At 57.6% G+C, this 19793-nt stretch carries 19 protein-coding genes and 2 pseudogenes; 9 read left to right on the top strand and 12 right to left on the bottom strand.

Going from position 1 to position 19793, the window contains the following annotated elements; genetic code table 11:
- The 4 genes from E8F11_RS17855 to E8F11_RS17840 all read right to left on the bottom strand — a co-directional run bounded on the left by E8F11_RS17855 (position 1) and on the right by E8F11_RS17840 (position 3838).
- Positions 1-1155 (bottom strand): LLM class flavin-dependent oxidoreductase, encoded by a 1155-nt coding sequence (locus E8F11_RS17855; RefSeq protein ID WP_069084951.1) that lies wholly within the window; start codon positions 1153-1155, stop codon positions 1-3.
- A gap of 276 nt (positions 1156-1431) precedes the next feature.
- Positions 1432-2034, bottom strand: coding sequence for a GTP cyclohydrolase II (gene ribA, locus E8F11_RS17850; RefSeq protein ID WP_280290169.1), 603 nt, complete (start codon positions 2032-2034; stop codon positions 1432-1434).
- 141 nt (positions 2035-2175) lie between these two features.
- A complete protein-coding gene (gene ribBA / locus E8F11_RS17845; protein WP_069084965.1) occupies positions 2176-3279 on the bottom strand; it encodes a bifunctional 3,4-dihydroxy-2-butanone-4-phosphate synthase/GTP cyclohydrolase II in 1104 nt (367 codons plus the stop codon).
- Between the two features lie 40 nt (positions 3280-3319).
- A complete protein-coding gene (locus tag E8F11_RS17840) occupies positions 3320-3838 on the bottom strand; it encodes a nuclear transport factor 2 family protein (RefSeq protein WP_280290168.1) in 519 nt (172 codons plus the stop codon).
- A 268-nt stretch (positions 3839-4106) separates the two neighbouring features.
- Here E8F11_RS17840 and E8F11_RS17835 point away from each other — a divergent pair, with 268 nt between their 5' ends.
- On the top strand, positions 4107-5105 hold the full coding sequence (locus E8F11_RS17835; RefSeq protein ID WP_280290167.1) for an NADPH:quinone oxidoreductase family protein: 999 nt from the start codon (positions 4107-4109) through the stop codon (positions 5103-5105).
- A gap of 28 nt (positions 5106-5133) precedes the next feature.
- Here the strand turns inward: E8F11_RS17835 and E8F11_RS17830 are convergent, their stop codons facing one another.
- A complete protein-coding gene (locus tag E8F11_RS17830) occupies positions 5134-5661 on the bottom strand; it encodes a nuclear transport factor 2 family protein (protein WP_280290166.1) in 528 nt (175 codons plus the stop codon).
- A 248-nt stretch (positions 5662-5909) separates the two neighbouring features.
- On the opposite strand from E8F11_RS17830, the gene E8F11_RS17825 reads away from it, so the two are divergent.
- The 3 genes from E8F11_RS17825 (at position 5910) to E8F11_RS17815 (ending at position 8191) form a co-directional block, all read left to right on the top strand.
- Complete coding sequence (locus E8F11_RS17825) at positions 5910-6326, top strand: nuclear transport factor 2 family protein (RefSeq protein ID WP_202969609.1); 417 nt, start codon at positions 5910-5912, stop codon at positions 6324-6326.
- A 60-nt stretch (positions 6327-6386) separates the two neighbouring features.
- Positions 6387-7133 (top strand): glucose 1-dehydrogenase, encoded by a 747-nt coding sequence (locus E8F11_RS17820; RefSeq protein ID WP_069084970.1) that lies wholly within the window; start codon positions 6387-6389, stop codon positions 7131-7133.
- Positions 7134-7354: 221 nt separating this feature from the next.
- Positions 7355-8191 (top strand): alpha/beta hydrolase, encoded by an 837-nt coding sequence (locus E8F11_RS17815; RefSeq protein WP_280290165.1) that lies wholly within the window; start codon positions 7355-7357, stop codon positions 8189-8191.
- A gap of 120 nt (positions 8192-8311) precedes the next feature.
- Here the strand turns inward: E8F11_RS17815 and E8F11_RS17810 are convergent.
- The 3 genes and pseudogenes from E8F11_RS17810 to E8F11_RS17800 all read right to left on the bottom strand — a co-directional run.
- A pseudogene (locus E8F11_RS17810) lies at positions 8312-8404 on the bottom strand (IS5/IS1182 family transposase); the annotation flags it as partial.
- Positions 8405-8489: 85 nt separating this feature from the next.
- A pseudogene (locus E8F11_RS17805) lies at positions 8490-9053 on the bottom strand (LysR substrate-binding domain-containing protein); the annotation flags it as partial.
- A gap of 67 nt (positions 9054-9120) precedes the next feature.
- A complete protein-coding gene (locus E8F11_RS17800; protein WP_280290164.1) occupies positions 9121-9732 on the bottom strand; it encodes a TetR/AcrR family transcriptional regulator in 612 nt (203 codons plus the stop codon).
- 279 nt (positions 9733-10011) lie between these two features.
- Between E8F11_RS17800 and camD the strand changes: the two genes are divergently transcribed.
- The 5 genes from camD to E8F11_RS17775 all read left to right on the top strand — a co-directional run bounded on the left by camD (position 10012) and on the right by E8F11_RS17775 (position 15571).
- Positions 10012-11097, top strand: coding sequence for a 5-exo-hydroxycamphor dehydrogenase (camD, locus tag E8F11_RS17795; RefSeq protein WP_280290163.1), 1086 nt, complete (start codon positions 10012-10014; stop codon positions 11095-11097).
- A gap of 26 nt (positions 11098-11123) precedes the next feature.
- On the top strand, positions 11124-12371 hold the full coding sequence (locus E8F11_RS17790) for a cytochrome P450 (protein WP_280290162.1): 1248 nt from the start codon (positions 11124-11126) through the stop codon (positions 12369-12371).
- An 18-nt stretch (positions 12372-12389) separates the two neighbouring features.
- The gene (locus E8F11_RS17785; protein ID WP_083246076.1) at positions 12390-13658 is read left to right on the top strand and encodes an FAD-dependent oxidoreductase; all 1269 of its coding nucleotides are present in this window, start codon (positions 12390-12392) and stop codon (positions 13656-13658) included.
- 64 nt (positions 13659-13722) lie between these two features.
- Entirely contained in the window at positions 13723-14046 is a 324-nt protein-coding gene (locus E8F11_RS17780; RefSeq protein ID WP_069084974.1) for a 2Fe-2S iron-sulfur cluster-binding protein, read from the top strand.
- 544 nt (positions 14047-14590) lie between these two features.
- The gene (locus E8F11_RS17775) at positions 14591-15571 is read left to right on the top strand and encodes an IS5 family transposase (RefSeq protein ID WP_280290161.1); all 981 of its coding nucleotides are present in this window, start codon (positions 14591-14593) and stop codon (positions 15569-15571) included.
- A gap of 165 nt (positions 15572-15736) precedes the next feature.
- Here E8F11_RS17775 and E8F11_RS17770 read toward each other — a convergent pair whose 3' ends face one another.
- The 4 genes from E8F11_RS17770 to E8F11_RS17755 form a co-directional block, all read right to left on the bottom strand.
- Positions 15737-16303: a TetR/AcrR family transcriptional regulator gene (locus E8F11_RS17770; RefSeq protein ID WP_280290160.1), complete on the bottom strand. Its 567-nt coding sequence runs from the start codon at positions 16301-16303 to the stop codon at positions 15737-15739.
- 311 nt (positions 16304-16614) lie between these two features.
- A complete protein-coding gene (locus E8F11_RS17765; RefSeq protein ID WP_280290159.1) occupies positions 16615-17463 on the bottom strand; it encodes a 3-hydroxybutyryl-CoA dehydrogenase in 849 nt (282 codons plus the stop codon).
- A gap of 35 nt (positions 17464-17498) precedes the next feature.
- Complete coding sequence (locus E8F11_RS17760; protein ID WP_280290158.1) at positions 17499-18686, bottom strand: acetyl-CoA C-acyltransferase family protein; 1188 nt, start codon at positions 18684-18686, stop codon at positions 17499-17501.
- Between the two features lie 181 nt (positions 18687-18867).
- Positions 18868-19752 (bottom strand): SDR family oxidoreductase, encoded by an 885-nt coding sequence (locus E8F11_RS17755; protein ID WP_069084979.1) that lies wholly within the window; start codon positions 19750-19752, stop codon positions 18868-18870.
- Positions 19753-19793 lie beyond the last annotated feature (41 nt).

The raw sequence follows: 19793 nt of genomic DNA, 5'->3' as shown, positions 1-19793 counted from the left end.
TTAAACCAGCGTCCCTTCGGCATCCTTGGTCGCGAACCGAGGGGCCACCAGGCTGGCAAACTTCTCCAACTCTTCATTGTTCTGCTCCGGGTCCAGGTGGCCCTGGCCAAACATCAGGAACAGTTCGTTGAAGCCCAGGCGGTCATGCGCGCGGCCGATCTGCTCGGCGATGTCGTCAGCCGAGCCGATCAGCACGTTCGGCATTTTCTGGCCGAACGGGATGAACCACTTGTCCCAGAACCACTTGTGCTCAGCCATCAACTGCTTGGCCTTGTCCTTGTCATCGGTCAGCATCAGGAAACCACCCCAGGCGGCAACATCCTCGCGGGCAACTTCGCGCTCATGCTGGCGGGCGGTATCGGCATAGCGGTTCCACAGGGCATCGCAGAAGTCCAGGTCGGCAGCCAGCACGATCGGCTTGCCGCCTTCCCGTGCCCACATGTCGACGGTGCGCATGCTGCCGGCAAAGCCGCCGTAAATCTTCGGGTGGGGATTCTGGTAGCACTTCGGCGCAATCCCGATCTGGCGCACGATGCCATCGGCATCCATGCCCTTGCCCATGCTGGCATAGGCCGGGTGACCGGCAGAGCCGCCATTTGGCGGGAACTCCCAGTGCTTGCCCTTGTGGCTGAACACGTCGTTGGCCCAGGCCTTCTTGATGACCTGCAGCGACTCCTCGAAGACTTCGCGGTTCAGCGCATCCTGCTCATCGCGGGCCTTGGCGTTGTCCGGCGTAGTGGCGCTGACCCCCGGACGCGCGGCATAGGAGTCGACCCAGCGCGCATGGTAACCACGGGTGAAACCGACCATCAGCCGCCCTTGGAGCATATGGTCAAGGGTGGCGATTTCTTCGGCGATGCGCACCGGGTTATGGGTCGGCAGGGTGTACCCCATGATGCCGGCCTTCATCCGCTTGGAATGCAGGCCCACATAGAGGCTGAACATGCCGGGATGGTTGTTGATCTCAAAACCCTCGATCTGCAGGTGATGCTCAGGTTGGCAGTAGCCTGCGTAGCCAAGCTCATCCGCCAGACGCACGTAATCGCGCACCTCGGATAGAAAGCGCTGATACAGCTCAGGGCGCTGACCGGCCATGCCCGCTTCCAGCTCATAACGACGACCGATCACACCTGTTTGCATCAAATGAAACTTCATTGGGCCACCTCCTGTTCGTTGGTTTAGCAAAACTAATCAGCTCCGAACCATCTGTCAACACAAATGTTGATAAACTGGACGAAGCAATAAGCGGCAACCTGAGTCGCCAACCATGAAATCAATAACTTATTGATTTAAATCAAATAATCCTGGGGGTCGGCGCAGAAGGCCCGAAGTGGCATATCGCAGATTCCGGGCGCGAAGGAACATCGCACACAGCGATGCGGCGTAAGCTGTAGGCGCGCACGGATCAACCGATGACAATAGGGTCCGGGATCACTTCAATTTGAGATGGGAGAGCATATGCCCCAACTTGATTGCCTTGGTTTGCAGGTAATGTGCATTGCAGGGAGTCAGGTCTGACTGCAACTTGACCCTCTCTACAACGGTGATGCCGTCACGCCTCAGGGCATCCACCTTCCGTGGGTTGTTCGTCATCAGGCGCACAGACTCAATGCCAAAATGACCGAGCATCTGTGCACCAATCAGGTAGTTGCGCATGTCCGCTTCAAATCCCAGTTGCTCATTGGCCTCGACAGTGTCGGCCCCCTGATCCTGGAGTTCGTAGGCCCGGAGCTTGTTGATCAAACCAATGCCCCGCCCTTCCTGGCGCAGGTAGAGCAAAATGCCTCGCCCTTTCTCAGCAATCAGTTTCAGCGCGATATTCAACTGCGATCCACAATCGCAGCGCTGACTGAACAACGCATCTCCAGTCAGACACTCGGAGTGCACCCGGCACAGGATAGGCTCGCCGGAACGGACATCGCCTAGGGTAAGGGCAACATGCTCCTTGCCGGTCTCGGGGTCTTCAAACCCGTGAATATCAAAAGTCGCAAAGGGCGTTGGCAGACGCGTGGATACCGCATACTTCAAGCTCATTTCGTGCTCCCGATATGTCCAGTCATCATCAACGCCCCCCTTTCTTGCGCAGCACCACGCCCTGGACAACGGCTCAGTTGCTACCTTGCAGCAATGGCTGATAATTGGCCCAGGCTTGGCAACCTGGGCGCCAGAGAAGAATCAGCTGCAGACGACGTATTCCGAAACCTGCAAGTTGAATCCGGAGATACCGTGATATTTGGCCGGCCCCGCCATCAGTCGCATATCACCCAGGCCAAGGTCGCGAAGAATTTGCGAACCCACACCAATCATCAGAGGATCACCATCTGCCGACGCTCGAGGCAGCTTGGATTTGCCGTTCAGGGCATCTATTTTGTGTTTCATGTCGGCGGAGGTCTCGGTACCAGCTAGAAGCACCAGCACCCCTTTCTTCTCCGCAGCAATGCGCGCAAGGCAGCGCTGTATATTCCAGCCGCTGCTGCCGGGAATCTGGATGCCGAGTAGATCGCGGAGGCAAACCGACTGCTGCACCCGAACCAGCGTGGGCGAGCCATCCAGTTCTCCCAGGGTCAGGGCTAGATGGATATCCCCATTAATACGGTCTCGATAGGAAAGCATCATGAACTGACCATGATCGGTCATCACCGACTGCTGCCCCAGCCGCTCAACGGTCGTTTCATGGACGGCCCGGTAATGGATCAGATCGGCAATGGTACCGATCCGGAGCCCGTGTTCCTTGGCAAACTCGATCAGCTCGGGCAGGCGTGCCATGGAGCCGTCTTCGTTCATCACCTCACAGATCACACCGGTTTCGTTCAGACCAGCCAGCCTGGCGAGATCGCAGGAGGCTTCTGTATGCCCGGCTCGTACCAGCACACCACCCGGCTCCGCGACAAGCGGAAAAATATGCCCAGGCTGGACAACGTCCTCTGCCCGCGCGTTGGGCGCCGCTGCGGCCTGAACGGTTAGAGCTCGATCCGCGGCGGAGATCCCCGTGGTGACCCCCGCCGCCGCCTCGATCGAGGTGGTGAACTTGGTGCCGAACCCTGACCCGTTGCGTTCGACCATCAGCCGCAACCCCAAGCGCTCGGCCTGGGACTTGCTCATTGGCATGCAAATCAGACCGCGGGCAAAACGGGCCATGAAGTTGATGTGCTCAGCCTTCACATGCTGAGCAGCCATGACGAGGTCGCCCTCGTTTTCGCGATCCTCATCGTCAATCAATACGACCATTTTACCGAGGCGGATGTCTTCGATGATGTCTTCAATCTTGTCTAACTGCATAGCTGCACCCTTAATGGCCGTTTGATGGGATTCCCCCTAGCTACAGGCTTTCCCGGCGTGCCGGCAAATCGGCCGGCTGCGGATCGCTACCCGGCCACCGGACCCGCAGATCGGCGGTGAGTGAGGTCGCAACCTGCTCCCAAGGCCCCATATGTACTGCCAGCATTTCCCTTTTAGAAAAATGCCATTTGCCGTGCAGACGTTGGTATTTGTCGTTATAACGCACAGCCCCAAACAGGCTCTGCCCAGCCATGGCAATTTCGAGATGCGCGCCAACCACCCCCGTTGCCGTGTCTTCTCCGGTGAAGGTGATTAGGCAGTAATGGGGGGTATGGATAGTGACGCCCATGTTCGCTCTGGCACTTCGCAGGAAAGCCATGATGGCGGCCCGATCAGTACCGCCAGTGAACCCGCCGGCACGGAGTACGGCCTCAGGCGTAAAAAGCGCTTCTAAAGTGGCGTAGTCATCATCGTCCGTGGCAACGAAGTAGCGGACCGCCAAATCCTGCAATTCGGCGCGGTCTTCCAGGGCTTTCAGCCTGCGTTCGATATCCGACATGGTGCATACCTTCTTGTTGTTTCAGGCAATCGTGCAGCCTTTGTCGACGCCAGTCAACTAAAGAGTTGATAAATCCTGTTGACGACAGAACCTCCAGATCCGATCCCCGGGCAACCTGCCATGCGCGGCAGCCAACATGGCGACATCGGAATGAATAAATTCCAGCCTCAGCCTGCAGATCCGCGGCCGCATATTCAACACCAAAGTTGACTAAATGACCTTGCCAGCCGACATTCGGAGCAGATGAACAACACCAGGAGATGCGCACATGCGAGCAATCATTTGCAGAGAATACGGCCCGGCAGACAAGCTGACCCAGGGCGAGATGGACAGTCCGGCCATAGGGCCCGACGACATTCGGATCAGGGTCTATGGGGCGGCGATCAACTTTCCGGACAATCTGATCATCCAGGGGAAATACCAAGCCAAGCCTCCGATGCCCTTTGCACCCGGCTTCGAGATCGCGGGGGAGGTGATTGAAACCGGCACCAATGTCAGCACATTACACCCGGGTGACCACGTCATGGCCCTGACCCGAGACGGCTATGGCGGCTTCGCCGAAGAGGCTGCGGCCCGGGCCGAACTGGCGGTTCCGGTACCGGAGGGCATGGACTGTATCACCGCATCAGGTTTTTATTCCTCGTACGGCACCAGCTACTACGCCCTGGTTCGCCGCGGCCGGATTCAGGCAAAGGAGACCCTGGTTGTGCTTGGCGCTGCGGGCGGCGTGGGCCTGGCAAGTATTGAAATTGCCAAGGCGCTGGGTGCAACGGTCATCGCCGTCGCCAGCTCTCCCCACAAGCTGGAGACTGCCAGGGCGCACGGCGCCGACCATCTGATTGATTACAGCCGCGAGGATCTGAAGCAGCGGGTGCTGGAGCTGACCGACGGCCAGGGGGCGGATCTGTGCATGGACACGGTGGGCGGCGAAGCCTTCAACAGTATGTCGCGCTGCATGAGACATGACGGCAGGCTGTTGATTGTCGGCTTCGCCAGCGGACAAATTCCGCAGATACCGGCCAACCTGCTGTTGCTGAAAAACTTCCAGGTGGCCGGCATCTTCTGGTGGCCTGCCGTGCAACGCAATCCAGCGCAGCACCAGGCCAGCTTCAGGCACCTATCGGAACTTTACAGGGCGGGCAAACTGAGGCCGCTGATTGCGCAGACCTACCCCTTGGAGAAGACTCCGGATGCCCTCAAGATGGTATTGTCGCGCAACCTGACCGGCAAACTGGTTATTACGCCGACCGCCGAGCCACGCAACTAGAACCAGTCGTCCCGGTCGCCAACCCCGCTTAACTGGGTTGTTCTGTCGCCATCTGCCGGTGCCGATAGACGGGATCGGCCGGGAAGCGGGAACCGCGCAAGAACCCGTCGAGAGGGATCGGCGCCTGCGCGTCGGCCCAGGCTTCAACCTTGTGCCAGTCCAGCACCACGGTGCGCTCATCAATCTTCCATTCGCCATTGCGCCGGGACAGTCGATCCAGATAACGGGCGCCCATTACATCGGCCAACTGCGGACTGCCCTTGCGCACAAGGGTCGCCATGACCTGCGACTCCGATTGGGCGGTATCCCCGTGAACCTCAATTAGCACGTTGGTGATTGAATGCGTGGTCGCTAGGTTGGCAGCTGTCAGGCGTGCAGATACAAAACGGGCAAAGTCGCTACCGGATCCCCGCCAGTAACCATGATCATCATAGGCATCGTCATGGTAGACGGAGCGGATCAGCTCCTCATCGCAGCGATCCACACCACGGCAGTAACGGATCAGCACTTCATAAATCGCCTGCTTGTCCAGCAGCACCTGCATGTCGTTGTTCATCTATCAACCCTTACTGTCACTGTGATCCCGGCCATAAGCCAACGCTCGGACAGCCCGAACGGCTTACAGCGACACTTGTAGCTAACGACTTAGCATCGTTCATCCGAAAGCATCAATCAACACAATTGTTGACACGAGTGAAACAGGAATGCTACTGATAGCCACACCACACAAGAGGTGGGCTAGGCCGAGCGACATTAGGCAAGCTGGCGATCGGATCAGCCAATCCAAGTCACAGGAGTAGCACAGTGAACACAGCCAACAACCTGCTCGAACGCAATAAGGAGTTGGTGCGCCACTTCCTGAGGGTCTTCTCGTCCGGCGATGTGACCGACATTCTCGACTGCCTGGACGATGAATGTACCTGGTGGATATCCGGCAACATACCCGGCATTTCAGGCAGCTACAGCAAACAACAGATGGGCGAGCTACTGGCTGGCATCGTCACCGTCTACAAGCAAGGCGCCCTGCCCATCACCCCCGGTGGCATGACCGCCGAAGGCAATCGTGTCGCGGTGGAAGCCGAGTCTTGCTCGGAACTGAACAATGGACGGGTGTTCAAGAACACCTATCACTTCCTGTTCGAAACGGACGGCAAGCGCATCACCGGCATACGGGAATACAGCGACACGCTGCACATGTACGAAACCTTCATCGTCGAGTAGATCAGAGCCCTCACCAGCATCGCAGGGCTGCCCCTGCACAACACAACAAGAGGAAGAACCGTGGGTAGACTAACAGGCAAAGTGGCGTTGATTACCGGAGCTGCCAGGGGCATGGGCGAGTCCCATGCCAGATGTTTCATTGCGGAAGGCGCCAAGGTGGTGCTGACCGATCTGTCGGAAGAAGCCGGCCAGGCCCTGGCCGATGAACTGGGCGGCAATGCGCTGTTCCTCAGACACGACGTCACCAGCGCCAACTCCTGGGCAGAGGTGGTGGCGAAGGCCGAATCCGCGTTCGGCCCACTCACGGTGCTAGTCAACAATGCAGGCATACTCGGCCCGGTTGCTAACACCCTGGCCCTCAACGAGGCCGACTACCTGAAGGTCTGCGACGTCAACCAGCACTCGGTGTTCCTGGGAATGCGGGCCGTTCTGCCGTCCATGCTCAAGGCCGGCATCGGCTCAATTGTGAACATTTCCTCGATTGCGGGCATGGCCGCCAACTATGGCTTCCCGAATCTGGCCTATGTGGCCAGCAAGTTCGCAGTACGTGGCATGACCAAGGCCACAGCGATTGAATACGGCCCGAAAAAGATCCGCGTCAACTCAGTACACCCCGGCTTCATTCAGACGCCGATGATGGTCGAGGCGACCGATGAGAGCGGCGGGGATGCGCTGGGCCTGATTCCGCTGGGCCGTATAGCCGATCCCAAAGAGGTCTCCAACCTGGTGCTGTTTCTTGCCTCGGACGAGTCCTCCTACATCACCGGCAGTGAACACCTAGTTGACGCCGGGATGCTGGCTCAGTAACCAGCCCATCCTTGCTGATCAAAGCAGTCGTGCTTAGGATTTCTTTGCCAAGCTCGAAGCGTCAACAGCCCCTCGCGGCGCCCCGACTCGAGCGCTGCGAAGGGCTCAAAGCCGCGTGACTGGATCCGTGGCTGGCCAGCTGATTGCCCACGGCTCCCCGCTTCATTGAGCCGCCCGGCTTTCGGCTAATTCCTACAGCAATGAAGCTGTGAGGCGAGAAAATGCGCAAGATGCGATTCAAGGGCGCCGCGGGCGTCAGCCTGGCGGCCGATGTCGGCGGCGATCCCGATCGTCAGCCCGTCGTGTTGCTGCATGGCGGGGGACAAACTCGTCACTCGTGGAAGAATACGGCGCAGCGTCTGGTTGACCGCGGTTATCACACCGTGTCGCTGGACTTGCGAGGCCATGGCGACAGCGACTGGTCGCACGACCAAGACTACAGCCTGGATCTCTTCATTGCAGACTTACGCGAGGTATTGGAGACCCTTCGCCGACCACCTGTACTGGTCGGAGCCTCGCTCGGCGGGCTGACTTCGCTACTCGCCATCGGCGAAGCCCGTCAGCCGGCCCGCGGCCTGGTGCTGGTGGACGTAGTGCCGCGGATCGAGGCCGAGGGTGCAGCGGAGATCCTCCAGTTCATGCAGGCCGCCCCGAATGGATTCGAAAACCTACAAGAAGCGGCCGATGCAGTCTCCGCCTATCTTCCCCATCGGCAGCGACCGACAGACTTCGCAGGGCTCGAGCGCAACCTGCGCCTGTGCGCGGACGGCCGCTACCGCTGGCATTACGATCCGGCGTTCACCTCTCCGGACAACCAACGCACTCGGCACGCCGAGCGCCTAGAAGCTGCTGCCTCAGGGGTGGGTATACCTACGCTGCTGATCCGTGGCGGCGCCAGCCGGCTGGTCAGTGAGAAGGGGGTAAAGCAGCTACTTGCGCAGATTCCGCACGCACGACTGGCCAACGTGGCCGGCGCCGACCACATGGTCGCTGGCGACAGCAACGACGCGTTCAACGAAGCCTTGTTCGACTTCCTGAGCAACTCGGTAAAGGCTTAGAAACCATCCGTAAATAACGTTGATGGTCGGTGCAACCGTTCGAAATGACGATGATTGCTGCGGCCAAACAGGAAGGGCAAGGGAGCTTCGCTCACGCTTTTCGCACAGGCTGTGGATGGTTCACATAGGTAGCCATAGCAACCCGCAGGCCTTGGCTACCATGCTTTCGTAAACTCGTTTCAGCTTGTCATATCGGAACGCCACAGCAAGGTATACATTTTTCCCAGTAGTGCGGACCTCGAACAATTTTCACCTCAACCCATACGCCTGACATTTTCAATTTATGCCAGTCCTGGCGCTAGGGCTTCCTCATGCCCCCAAGCAGGAGAGCCTGGTTCGCCTGAGCCATTTCTCGCAGAAAATTCCCGCCTGCCTTCATTCGTGCAATGTCCTTCAGTTCAATTGGCATCAGCATCCAGAACGTCCGGGTGAACTCAATCTGCTCGCTCAACACTCGTCTCAAGCGCAGATCCGAATCGGCAGAGAATGACGGGAGGATCGCGATACCGGCCCCTGAGGCGGTGGCCTGCTGCTGCGCGAGAATACTGGTGCTTCGCAATGCAACATGCCGGGGCTTGCCGATTTCATCGAGATAGAGGAGCTCCTTGCTGTAAAGCAAATCATCGATATAGCTGACAAAAGCATGATCGCGCAGATCCTCCCGATGCCGAATGGGCGGATGCTGCTCCAGATAACTGACGGAGGCCTAGAGCTTGAGCACGTAGTCGGTCAGTTTGGTAATGATGAATGGCCCACGCACGGGACGTTCCAAGGTAATCACGATATCGGCTTCGCGGCGCGACAGTTGCACGGTCCTAGGCACTGCCAGCAAATCGATCCCCAGGCTCGGATGACGTTGGGTGAATTCGGCCCGATCGGCGAGCAGCCCTGAAGCCAACGCGAAATCAGCAGGCCGCGAATAGGCCTGCCTACTCCTTTTCAACATTGAAGAGTGCAGCCAGAGTGATCTCGAGCATGGCCCTTTGCAGGGCCAGGTCTTGTGTGTCCTCGACCTCTTCCCGGCTGACCGTGTACGTCAGCGAACCCAATGCCCCCATCCACAGCAACTGCGCCGTCTCCCTCGGCGGATACTTCAATAGCCCCTGCGCATGGAACTGGGCCAGGTCGTCAGCCAAGCCTCGCAGGGTATCGGCGACAAGGCTCGGTGGCTCTCCCGCCATGATTTGCTGGATCACTATGCGACACATATTCGGCTCTGAGTAAGCAAACTTCAGGAAGGTTGCCCACCCATCGCGAATCCCCTTGAGCGGCCCCTTCTCTTCGGTGCCGTCGTGATAGGCCTCGGCAACCTGCAGGTAGGTTTCGTCAATCGCAGCCTTGTGCAGCCCCTGCAGATCACCATAGTGGTGATACAACGTTGGCGGCGTTACACCTACCTCCGCACAGATCGCCCGCATGGTTGCACCGTCGCGTCCCTTGGTGCTCAGCAGGTGCATTGCTGCACGCAGCAAGTCCTGCTTGATATCGCCATTGCTGGGGTCGATCCGACCTTTTTTTTCCAGAGGGCACGCTGTTGTCAAAGTAAGTCCTCACTGCCGTGTTCGATCCAGGGCGACCCAAGCCACTCGGCTGCTAAACGCCCCTCCGGAAAACCGGTCCGCACAATACCAGCATGCTTCACAAGTCAAAACCACCCATCAACCATGCCGTTGAATATTTTTCACCGCGCATGTTGACCACCAACGCCATCGTCCATATATTTACTATATCACCGATATACAGCTCAACCTGACCCGTTGAGCAACGCGGCTCGGCCTCGCTGGCCCAGGCCCAAAGCACAATAAAAACGAGGTGTAACAATGCAATATGCAAGAGCAGCTGTGATGGTCGAGCAAAATCGGGTCGAGACATGGAAAGTCCCGATTTTTGATCCTGCACCAGGCGGAGCCCTGGTACGCGTGGTCCTCGGTGGCGTGTGCGGCAGTGATGTTCACATTGTTTCCGGCGAAGCAGGCACCATGCCCTTCCCGATCATTCTCGGCCACGAGGGTGTGGGCCGCATCGAAAAACTCGGGGCCGGCGTCACCACGGATTACGCAGGAGTTCCGGTCAAGCAGGGTGACATGGTGTATTGGGCACCCATCGCCCTGTGCCATCGCTGCCACAGTTGCACCGTTCTGGATGAAACCCCCTGCGACAATTCAACCTTTTTTGAGCATGCGGAAAAGCCCAACTGGGGCAGTTACGCCGACTTTGCCTGTCTGCCCAATGGCATGGCCTTCTACCGCCTGCCCGATCATGCCCAGCCGGAAGCACTGGCCGCACTCGGCTGCGCCCTGCCAACTGTGCTGCGCGGCTATGACCGCTGCGGCCCCGTCGGCCTGGATGACACTGTCGTCGTCCAAGGTGCTGGCCCGGTCGGACTCGCAGCCGTGCTGGTTGCTGCAGCATCGGGTGCCAAGGAAATCATTGCCATCGACCACTCGCCGGTTCGCCTCGAAATGGCCCGTAGTCTCGGCGCGACCGAGACCATTTCGCTCAAGGACACAACGCGGGAAGAACGACAACGTATTGTCAGCGATCGCTTCGGCAAGCGTGGCGCCAGCGTGGTGGTGGAAGCGGCCGGCGCCCTGCCGGCATTTCCCGAGGGCGTGGATCTGACCGGCAACCATGGTCGCTACATCATTCTCGGCCTGTGGGGCGCGATCGGTACTCAACCCATCGCACCCCGCGACCTGACCATCAAGAACATGCACGTTTCCGGAGCCACCTTTGCCAAGCCAAAGCACTTCTATCAGGCGATGCACTTTGCCGCCCGGATGCAGGATCGCTATCCGCTGGCCGACCTGATCACGCAGCGCTTTTCCATCAATGATGCCAACAAGGCGCTTGAGCTGGTCAAGACAGGTGCACTGATCAAACCCGTGATCGATCCGACGCTCTAGCCGCCCCCTTCTTCCGGAGAACAAAAATGAGTACTGAAGCCACACAGAGCAATGCCAATCTTGCGCCCCTGCCGCCCCATGTACCTGAGCACCTGGTTTTTGACTTCGACATGTACAACCCACCGAACATATCGGAAGGTGTGCAGAAAGCCTGGGCGACTCTGCAGGGACCGAATGTACCGAATATTGTATGGACTCGATGCAATGGCGGGCACTGGATTGCCACCCGGGGACGATTGATCCGTGAGGCCTTCGAAGATCCCGCACACTTTTCGAGCGAGTGTCCGTTCATTCCCCGCGAAGCGGGCGAGGCCTACGACTTCATTCCCACTTCGATGGATCCGCCGGAGCAGCGCCAGTTCCGCGCCCTAGCCAGCAGCGTGGTGGGTATGCCGGTAGTGGATAAAATGGAAGGTCATATCAGGGAGCTGGCGTGCTCACTGATCGACAACATCCGCCTTCAGGGTCACTGCAACTTTACCGAAGATTTTGCCGAGCCCTTCCCGATTCGGATCTTCATGCTGCTCGCGGGGCTGCCGGATAAAGACATTCCGCATCTGAAATACCTCTCGGATCAGATGACTCGCCCGGATGGCAGCATGACCTTTGCTGAAGCCAGAGACGCGCTCTATGAGTATCTGATGCCAATCATCGCAGAGCGCAAACTTAAGCCAGGCACTGACGCCATAAGCGTAATCGCCAATGGCCAAGTCAACGGACGCCCAATCACCAGCGACGAAGCCAAGAAAATGTGTGGTCTGCTGCTGGTTGGTGGCCTGGATACCGTAGTCAATTTCCTCAGCTTCTGCATGGAGTTTCTGGCCAAAAGCCCAGAGCACCGCAAAGAGTTGATAGAGCATCCAGAGCGCATTCCGGCTGCCACCGAGGAACTGCTCCGGCGCTTTTCACTAGTAGCTGATGGCCGAATTCTCAAGTCCGACCTTGAGTTCCATGGCGTGCTACTAAAGAAGGGCGATCAGATCCTCCTGCCGCAACTGCTGTCGGGCCTGGATGAGCGTGAGAACGCCTGCCCGATGCACGTCGACTTCGGCCGCCAGAAGGTATCGCATACGACATTTGGTCACGGCAGTCATCTGTGCCTTGGCCAGCATCTAGCCCGCCGCGAAATCGTCACCACCCTACGGGAATGGCTAGCCAGGATTCCTGACTTTGCCATTGCCCCGGGCGCCCAGGTGCGCCACCAGAGTGGCATTGTCAGCGGCGTGCATGCACTCCCGCTGGTCTGGGATCCGGCGACTACCAAAGCGGTATAAACACGTGGGGTGGGTGCAGTGAACGCAAACAAAAATCTGGTCATCGTCGGTGCTGGCCACGCAGGGGTTGAGGTTGCTTTTAGCCTGCGCGCCAACGGCTGGGAAGGTAATATCTGGCTGGTGGGGGATGCAGCAGTTATTCCCCATCACCTGCCGCCCTTGTCCAAAGCCTATCTGGCTGGCAAGTCCACACCGGAAAGCCTGTACCTGAGAACCCCGGATGCCTACGCGGCGCAGAACATCCAATTGCTCAGCGGCACGCAGGTAACGGCGATCAACCGCAACCGACGGCAGGTCAGCCTGTCGGATGGCCAGGTACTGGACTACGAGCGGCTGGTGTTGGCTACTGGCGGACGTCCGAGGCTGCTACCGGTAGCCAGTGGCGCAGCCGGCAAGGCGGCCAACTTTCGATACCTACGCACACTCGAGGATGCCGAGTGTATCCGCCAACAGCTGATTCCCGGCAATCGCCTGGTAGTGATTGGCGGCGGCTATGTCGGCCTTGAAGTGGCTGCAACCGCCATTAAGGCGAACGTGCAGGTCACCCTGCTCGACACGACAGACCGCGTTCTCGCGCGAGTTACCGCTCCGCCGGTTTCGGCCTTTTACGAACGCCTGCACCGTGACGCCGGCGTTGACATACGAACCGGCATGCAGGTGTGCGGATTTGAGATGTCAGCCGACCAGCAGAAAGTGACCGCCGTACTGTGTGAGGACGGCACGCGACTGGCAGCAGATCTGATAGTTGCCGGGATTGGTCTAATCCCGAACTGTGAGCTGGCCAGTGCGGCCGGGCTGCTGGTAGATAACGGTATCGTGGTCAACGAGCAGATGCAGACCTCTGATCCCGTGATCATGGCGATCGGCGACTGCGCCCGGTTTCACAGCCAGATCTATGGCCGCTGGGTACGTATCGAGTCGGTGCCCAATGCATTGGAGCAGGCGCGGAAAGTTGCCGCTATCGTCTGCGGCAAGCCAACGCGCAACGAGACTGCCCCTTGGTTCTGGTCCGACCAGTATGAAGTCGGATTGAAAATGGTTGGGCTGTCCGAGGGATACGATCGGATCATTATACGGGGCTCTTTGGAACAGCCCGACTTCAGCGTTTTCTACCTGCAGGGGGACCGAGTGCTGGCGGTTGATACGGTGAACCGTCCGGTGGAATTCAACCTGTCAAAGCAGATCATCACGGATCGACTTCCGGTTGAACCAAACCTACTGGATGACGAAAGCGTGCCGCTGAAAGAAATAATTGCGACAGCCAACACTGAATTGAATAGGGCCTGAAATTTTCCCGCGATCGGTACCCGCTATAGATCGCCGTTTTTGCCCCAAGAGTGCGAGGATAAAAATGTCTAAAGTAGTGTATGTGTCACATGATGGAACGCGCCGCGAGTTGGATGTTGCTGACGGAGTAAGTCTTATGCAGGCTGCAGTCTCCAACGGTATCTACGATATTGTCGGCGATTGCGGCGGCAGTGCCAGCTGCGCAACATGCCATGTGTATGTTGATAATACCTTCATGGACAAGGTGCCGACTCCCACCGAGCGAGAAACAGGAATGCTGAGTTGTGCTGCGGCCGAAGTGAAGCCGAACAGCAGACTTTGCTGCCAGATATTCATGACCTCTGACCTGGACGGTATTGTAGTGAACATACCAGACAAGCAATGGTGATTTGCGGTATTGACGAACAGCGACCAAGGCCTGCCGGACAGACGTCTGTCCGGCAGCAATTCGAGATACGCCCTGATCGCCGCAATTGCACAGGGCCGCAAGACCTTGACGTGAACCTTGCGACTGCGGCTCTCCGCTCCCACCTGAACACCAGCGCCTGCAAGGCAAAGGCATTACTCGCTTCGTCCTATGCATTCATTGCACGGCAGAGGCCGTCAAGGCGTGCGTTTCATGCTTGAAGGTCTTTGCAAGGATGGACCATCAGAAACGTGCAACATAGATGAAAAGTTGCAAACGGGTGGCGCGAGAGTATAGTGCCGACACTGTGCATATAGAAACATCATAACTTTGCGATGAAATGCCCTCCCCTTACCGCCAAATCCACAGAACAGTAGATCGGGATACCGACAAAGACATTTCATGAATTTAAGATTGTCCCGATATCATGACCGAGCCCAGCTCTTGAACCAGGTCTCTTGGGAAATCCTGAAGAAGACTTCCTGAATCTGGTGAAATACGCCGATCCCGTTGCATGAGTTGCCCGATGAAGCAGATGACCTTCGCCGACGCCGAGTACGCCGGCAAGCGCAAGCAGACCCGCAAGGAGTTGTTCCTGATCGAGATGGATCAGGTGGTGCCGTGGCAGGGTTTGATGGCCCTGATCGAGCCACATTACCCGAAGGGCGAAGGTGGCCGCCCGGCCTATCCGTTGAGGGCGATGCTGCGGGTGCACCTGCTGCAGAACTGGTTCGGCTACAGCGATCCGGCGATGGAGGAAGCACTGTACGAGACGACGATCTTGCGCCAGTTTGCCGGGCTGAGCTTGGCGCGTATCCCCGACGAAACCACCATCCTCAACTTCCGTCGTTTGCTGGAAAAGCACGAACTGGCGGCCGGGATTCTGGCCGTGATCAATGGCTATCTGGGGGATCGCGGCCTGTCGCTGCGCCAGGGCACCATCGTCGACGCCACGCTGATTCATGCGCCGAGTTCGACCAAGAACCAGGACGGCCAGCGCGACCCGGAGATGCACCAGACCAAGAAGGGCAACCAGTGGTACTTCGGCGCGAAAGCGCACATTGGCGCCGACGATGAATCGGGACTGGTGCACAGCGTGGTGGTCACGGCGGCCAATGTCGCGGACGTCACCCAGGTCGACAAACTGCTGCATGGCGCGGAAAACGTGGCGTGTGCCGATGCTGGCTATACCGGGGTCGAGAAGCGTGAAGAGCATGCGGGGCGCCAGGTCATCTGGCAAATTGCGGCCCGGCGCAGCACCTACCAGAAACACGGCAAGCGCAGCGCCTTGTACAAAGCGATCCGCAAGATCGAGAAAACCAAGGCCCAGGTGCGAGCGAAGGTCGAGCATCCGTTCCGGGTGATCAAGCGCCAATTCGGCTACACCAAGGTGCGCTTCCGCGGCCTGGCCAAGAATGCAGCGCAAATGGTCACGTTGTTCGCCCTGTCGAATCCGTGGATGGCGCGCCGCCATTTGTTGGCCACAGCAGGAGAGGTGCGCCTGTAATGCGGGGAGTGGCCGCCGCGAGGTGCTCGCAGCGGCTCAAAACATAGAAAAAAGCGGATGATCTGGGTGTTTTGGGTCGATTGACCGCTTTCCAAAATCGGCGGGGTCTGAAGTCAGCCGGAAAGACATGGCTACTTCAGACCATCCCTTGATCCTGACGTCAGGTCAGTCTTTCTGCATTCCAGTAAAGAATATATTGCAAAAAGCATCTGCCACCTCCTTGGCCGAAAACTTGCTTTTTGGGGTGTACCAGCGGTACGTCCAGTTCAACATGCCGAAGATAGTGTTGGCTGCCAGGCTAGCGGGGATATCATCCCGGAAGCTACCCTCGGCCACGCCCTGCTTAATCAGAGCTAGCACCGCATGCTCGAAACCCTTGGTTTTTTCAAGCATTTCCTGCGCCCAAGGAGTTTTGGCATCGGCGATCTTGTGCATCTCCTCCTGAATATAGACATACATGTAAGGATAGCTATCGCTGTATGACTGCATCAGCAGTTGTACCAGTTGCCTCAGCTTTTCCCGGGTACCTATATCCTCGCGGGCGAGCATCTGTTCGATATTCTTGGCATTCTGCTCAACACCACCCTTGACCGCATCGCGGAAAAATTCCTCTTTGTTGCCTACGTAATAATAGACGCTGGCCCGATCCATACCAGCATAATTGGCAATGTCGTTGAGGGTCGTTGTCTGATATCCCTTTTCCTTGAAAAGATCAGCTGCAAGGCGGATCAACTCATCTCTCTTGGCCTTGTACTTGACTCCCCCGTCATTCAAGGCAGTCTTGCGACGCCGGGATATATTGCTACTCGGAGGTGACGAATTGGGCATGCTGCAGGTTCTTCCTTAAGTCAAATGTAGTGACCCACTTGCTGATCACTTTTCAATCAATGCTACCGATTATCAACGCATGCGTAAAGAAGAAGATATTGCCACCTGACTGCTCCAACCACATGCTGCGGCACCTGAGCAATCTACAGCCAGCCGCACCGGCTTCCAGCCTGGCGCGTGCCGGCCTATCTTCAATCCAATGTCGTTAGGCAGCCTCAATAGCTGTAAAAGCCTTGGCCGCTCTTGCGTCCCAGATAGCCGGCTTCGACCATCTCACGCAATAGCGGTGCTGGACGGTACTTGGAGTCATTGAAGCTGCTGTAAAACACTTCCATCACCGACAACAGGGTATCCAGGCCAATCAGGTCTGCCAGCGCCAGTGGCCCGATGACATGGTTGCAGCCCAGGCGCATGCCCTCATCGATCGCCCTAGCACTGGCGATCCCTTCCTGCAAAACGAATACCGCCTCATTGATCATCGGTACCAGAATCCGATTCACGGCAAAGCCCGCGCTGTTCTTTACCGAGATAGCAGTCTTTTTGATATTTTCTACAAACTGCTCGGCTGCCTGATGGGTGGCATCATCGGTCTGCAGCCCACGAATCAATTCGACCAGCAGCATAACCGGCACTGGATTGAAAAAGTGCATGCCTATGAAGCGGTTCGGCGCGCTACTTGCCGCCGCCAGTTTGGTGATGGACATGGATGACGTATTGCTGGCAATAATCGCGTCTTTACGTACCGTTTTGTCCAGGGTCTGGATGATAGCCAGCTTGACTTTCTCCACCTCGGAGGCAGCTTCAATCACCAGATCTACATCAGCGAGATCGGCGTAATCGGTGGTGCTCTTGATGCGCTGCAGGGCAGATTCGCGGTCAGTCGGCAATAGCTTTTCCTTGCGCACCAAGCGCTCAAGGCTACCAGACACAGTATGGAAACCTCGCTCCAGTGACCGCTGATCAATGTCCAGCATGACCACGCTGAGCCCCGCAGTGGCACACACCTGAGCAATACCGTTACCCATGGTACCGGCTCCGACGACACCAACCTTGTTGATCTGCATAGCTGTTGTCCAACCTCTATAAAAAATGCTGTCTATTACACACGCTCAAATATGGCGGCAATACCCTGCCCGCCGCCGATGCACATGGTGACCAGGGCATAACGCCCACCTGTACGTTGCAGCTCATAAATGGCCTTGATGGAAATGATTCCACCGGTAGCACCGACCGGGTGCCCGAGAGAAATACCCGAACCATTGGGGTTCACAATCTCTGGATTCAACCTCAACTCCTTGATCACCGCACAGGCCTGGGCGGCAAAGGCTTCGTTAGCCTCAATCACATTAATCTGGTCGAGATTGATGCCGGTTTTCTCCAGCACCTGACGAACCGCCGGCACCGGACCTATACCCATGTAATCTGGATCGACTCCGGCATGGGCGTAGCCAACTAGGCGGGCTAGGGGAGTCAGGCCTAACGTCTCTACTGCCTTGCCCTCCATGAGTACTAGTGCTGCGGCACCGTCGTTCAGACTGGAGGCATTTCCTGCGGTAACCGTGCCATTTTCTTTGACAAAAATCGGCTTCATGGCTGACAGTTGCTCGATTGTCACGTCGGCGCGGACATTTTCGTCGCGGCTGAAGTAGTTGGTGCCTTTGCGAGTCTTGAGTTCGACCGGCACAATCTGCTCGTCGAAGTAGCCCTTGGAAATTGCACGGGCAGCGCGGCGCTGACTTTCAACCGCGAGTTCATCTTGCGAAGTACGGTCAATGCCAAAACGGACAGCCACATTCTCGGCGGTGACCCCCATGTGCATGCGCTTCCAGGGGTCATGCAGAATGCCGTTCATATAATCGATGGCTTCAGCATTGCCGAGCCGCGCGCCCCAGCGCAGATTGCCCATGATGAACGGACCGCGGCTCATGCTTTCCGCTCCGGCACCGATGGCAATATCCGTGTCGCCTAGCAGAATCGACTGCGCGGCGGATACGATGGCCTGTAGAGCGGAGCCGCACAGACGATTGACATTGAACGCTGGAGTTTCCTGCGGCACACCGGCATCGATGGCAGCGACTCGGCTCAGGTAGGCGTCCTTGGGCTCGGTGGGAATCACATTTCCCATGACCACGTGCCCGACCTGTCCCGGCTCGATGCCGGCACGCTCAATTGCCGCCCGTACCGCTACGGTAGCCAGAGTGGAAAGCGGAAGGTCCTTCAGGGAACCGCCAAAACTGCCAATTGCGGTGCGTGCAGCCCCCACCACAAATACCTGACGCTGTGTCATGTGTAGCCATCCTAATCAGTAATTTGGTAGCGGCCTTGGCGACAGTGCCGTCCCTATACCTTAAAAAAGAAGGGCCTGACTGACATTATCTGCCAGCGGCCCAAAATGGAGCGTTGCCACAAACTAAACCGGAAGCGCGAACTTCAGGGTAATTACCGAAAGTTCTCGTTGCCCCGATACTTCAGCCATTCCTGTTCGGTAGCCAGCCGACCTTTCCGCTCTCGGTATTACCGATCCGCGCGTTGAAACTCTCAACCGCCTGCGCCACCACTCCGCCGATATCAAAGCCGGTCATGGAGGTTAAACCTCCGTCAACGGCAATGGACTGGCCGGTGACATGCGCAGAAGCATCGGAGGCAAAGAACAGTACCGCTTCAGCAATATCCTTCGGCTTGCCGGCCCGGCCCAGAGGAATCAGCTTGCCGTAGGGCTCCTCAAGACTTTCAGTGAAGGCCGCGTAATGCTCAGGTGCCACATCGCAAGCAGTACCAATGATTGGCGTGAGAATTAGACCGGGCGCGACCACGTTGGATCTGATTTGCTTGGGCGCCAGTTCATAGGAGGCTGAACGTGCCAGGTGCAGTACTGCGGCCTTAGCTGCATCGTAGGAAACCGATGACCAGCCGGCTTCGATACCGGCAATACTGGAAATTGAAACGATGCTACCGCCCTGCCCCTGGGCAATCATCTGACGCGCAGCATACTTGTGACCAAGTGCCGCAGAGCGAAGCAGCAGGGTTACCGTTTTGGTAAAACCGTCCGCATCAAGGTCGATCAGCGCGGTCTGATCGCCAAGGGCACCGGCGTTGTTAACCATGATGTCCAGGCGTCCGAAGCGTTCAACCGCATAGGTAACCAACGCCTCAATCTCGACATCGCTGGTCACATCCGTACGCTTGAAGGCAACCACCTCCGCGCCAAGCTGCGATTCGAGTTCGGCAGCCTGATCATTGATGTCACCGACCACCACCTTCGCACCTTCGGCAACGAAGGTCTCGACAATGCACTTGCCAATACCCCGCGCGCCGCCGGTGACGATAGCTACCTTGCCCTGCAATCTCGACATGCTAACCCCTTCTTGTCTTCGTTCATTTTAGGGGCACTCTT

It is taken from the genome of Pseudomonas sp. BN417 (assembly GCF_029871205.1).
Taxonomy (GTDB): Bacteria; Pseudomonadota; Gammaproteobacteria; order Pseudomonadales; family Pseudomonadaceae; genus Metapseudomonas.
The sequence above is the reverse complement of the archived record's forward strand: the minus strand, read 5'-3'. Positions and strand labels throughout refer to the sequence as shown.

What these genes read in the sequence shown, in the direction of transcription:
- E8F11_RS17855 (WP_069084951.1), bottom strand. Translation starts at nt 1,155, where the DNA reads ATGAAGTTTCATTTGATGCAAACAGGTGTGATCGGTCGTCGTTATGAG.
- ribA (WP_280290169.1), bottom strand. Translation starts at nt 2,034, where the DNA reads ATGAGCTTGAAGTATGCGGTATCCACGCGTCTGCCAACGCCCTTTGCG.
- ribBA (WP_069084965.1), bottom strand. Translation starts at nt 3,279, where the DNA reads ATGCAGTTAGACAAGATTGAAGACATCATCGAAGACATCCGCCTCGGT.
- E8F11_RS17840 (WP_280290168.1), bottom strand. Translation starts at nt 3,838, where the DNA reads ATGTCGGATATCGAACGCAGGCTGAAAGCCCTGGAAGACCGCGCCGAA.
- E8F11_RS17835 (WP_280290167.1), top strand. Translation starts at nt 4,107, where the DNA reads ATGCGAGCAATCATTTGCAGAGAATACGGCCCGGCAGACAAGCTGACC.
- E8F11_RS17830 (WP_280290166.1), bottom strand. Translation starts at nt 5,661, where the DNA reads ATGAACAACGACATGCAGGTGCTGCTGGACAAGCAGGCGATTTATGAA.
- E8F11_RS17815 (WP_280290165.1), top strand. Translation starts at nt 7,355, where the DNA reads ATGCGCAAGATGCGATTCAAGGGCGCCGCGGGCGTCAGCCTGGCGGCC.
- camD (WP_280290163.1), top strand. Translation starts at nt 10,012, where the DNA reads ATGCAATATGCAAGAGCAGCTGTGATGGTCGAGCAAAATCGGGTCGAG.
- E8F11_RS17790 (WP_280290162.1), top strand. Translation starts at nt 11,124, where the DNA reads ATGAGTACTGAAGCCACACAGAGCAATGCCAATCTTGCGCCCCTGCCG.
- E8F11_RS17780 (WP_069084974.1), top strand. Translation starts at nt 13,723, where the DNA reads ATGTCTAAAGTAGTGTATGTGTCACATGATGGAACGCGCCGCGAGTTG.
- E8F11_RS17775 (WP_280290161.1), top strand. Translation starts at nt 14,591, where the DNA reads ATGAAGCAGATGACCTTCGCCGACGCCGAGTACGCCGGCAAGCGCAAG.
- E8F11_RS17765 (WP_280290159.1), bottom strand. Translation starts at nt 17,463, where the DNA reads ATGCAGATCAACAAGGTTGGTGTCGTCGGAGCCGGTACCATGGGTAAC.
- E8F11_RS17760 (WP_280290158.1), bottom strand. Translation starts at nt 18,686, where the DNA reads ATGACACAGCGTCAGGTATTTGTGGTGGGGGCTGCACGCACCGCAATT.
- E8F11_RS17755 (WP_069084979.1), bottom strand. Translation starts at nt 19,752, where the DNA reads ATGTCGAGATTGCAGGGCAAGGTAGCTATCGTCACCGGCGGCGCGCGG.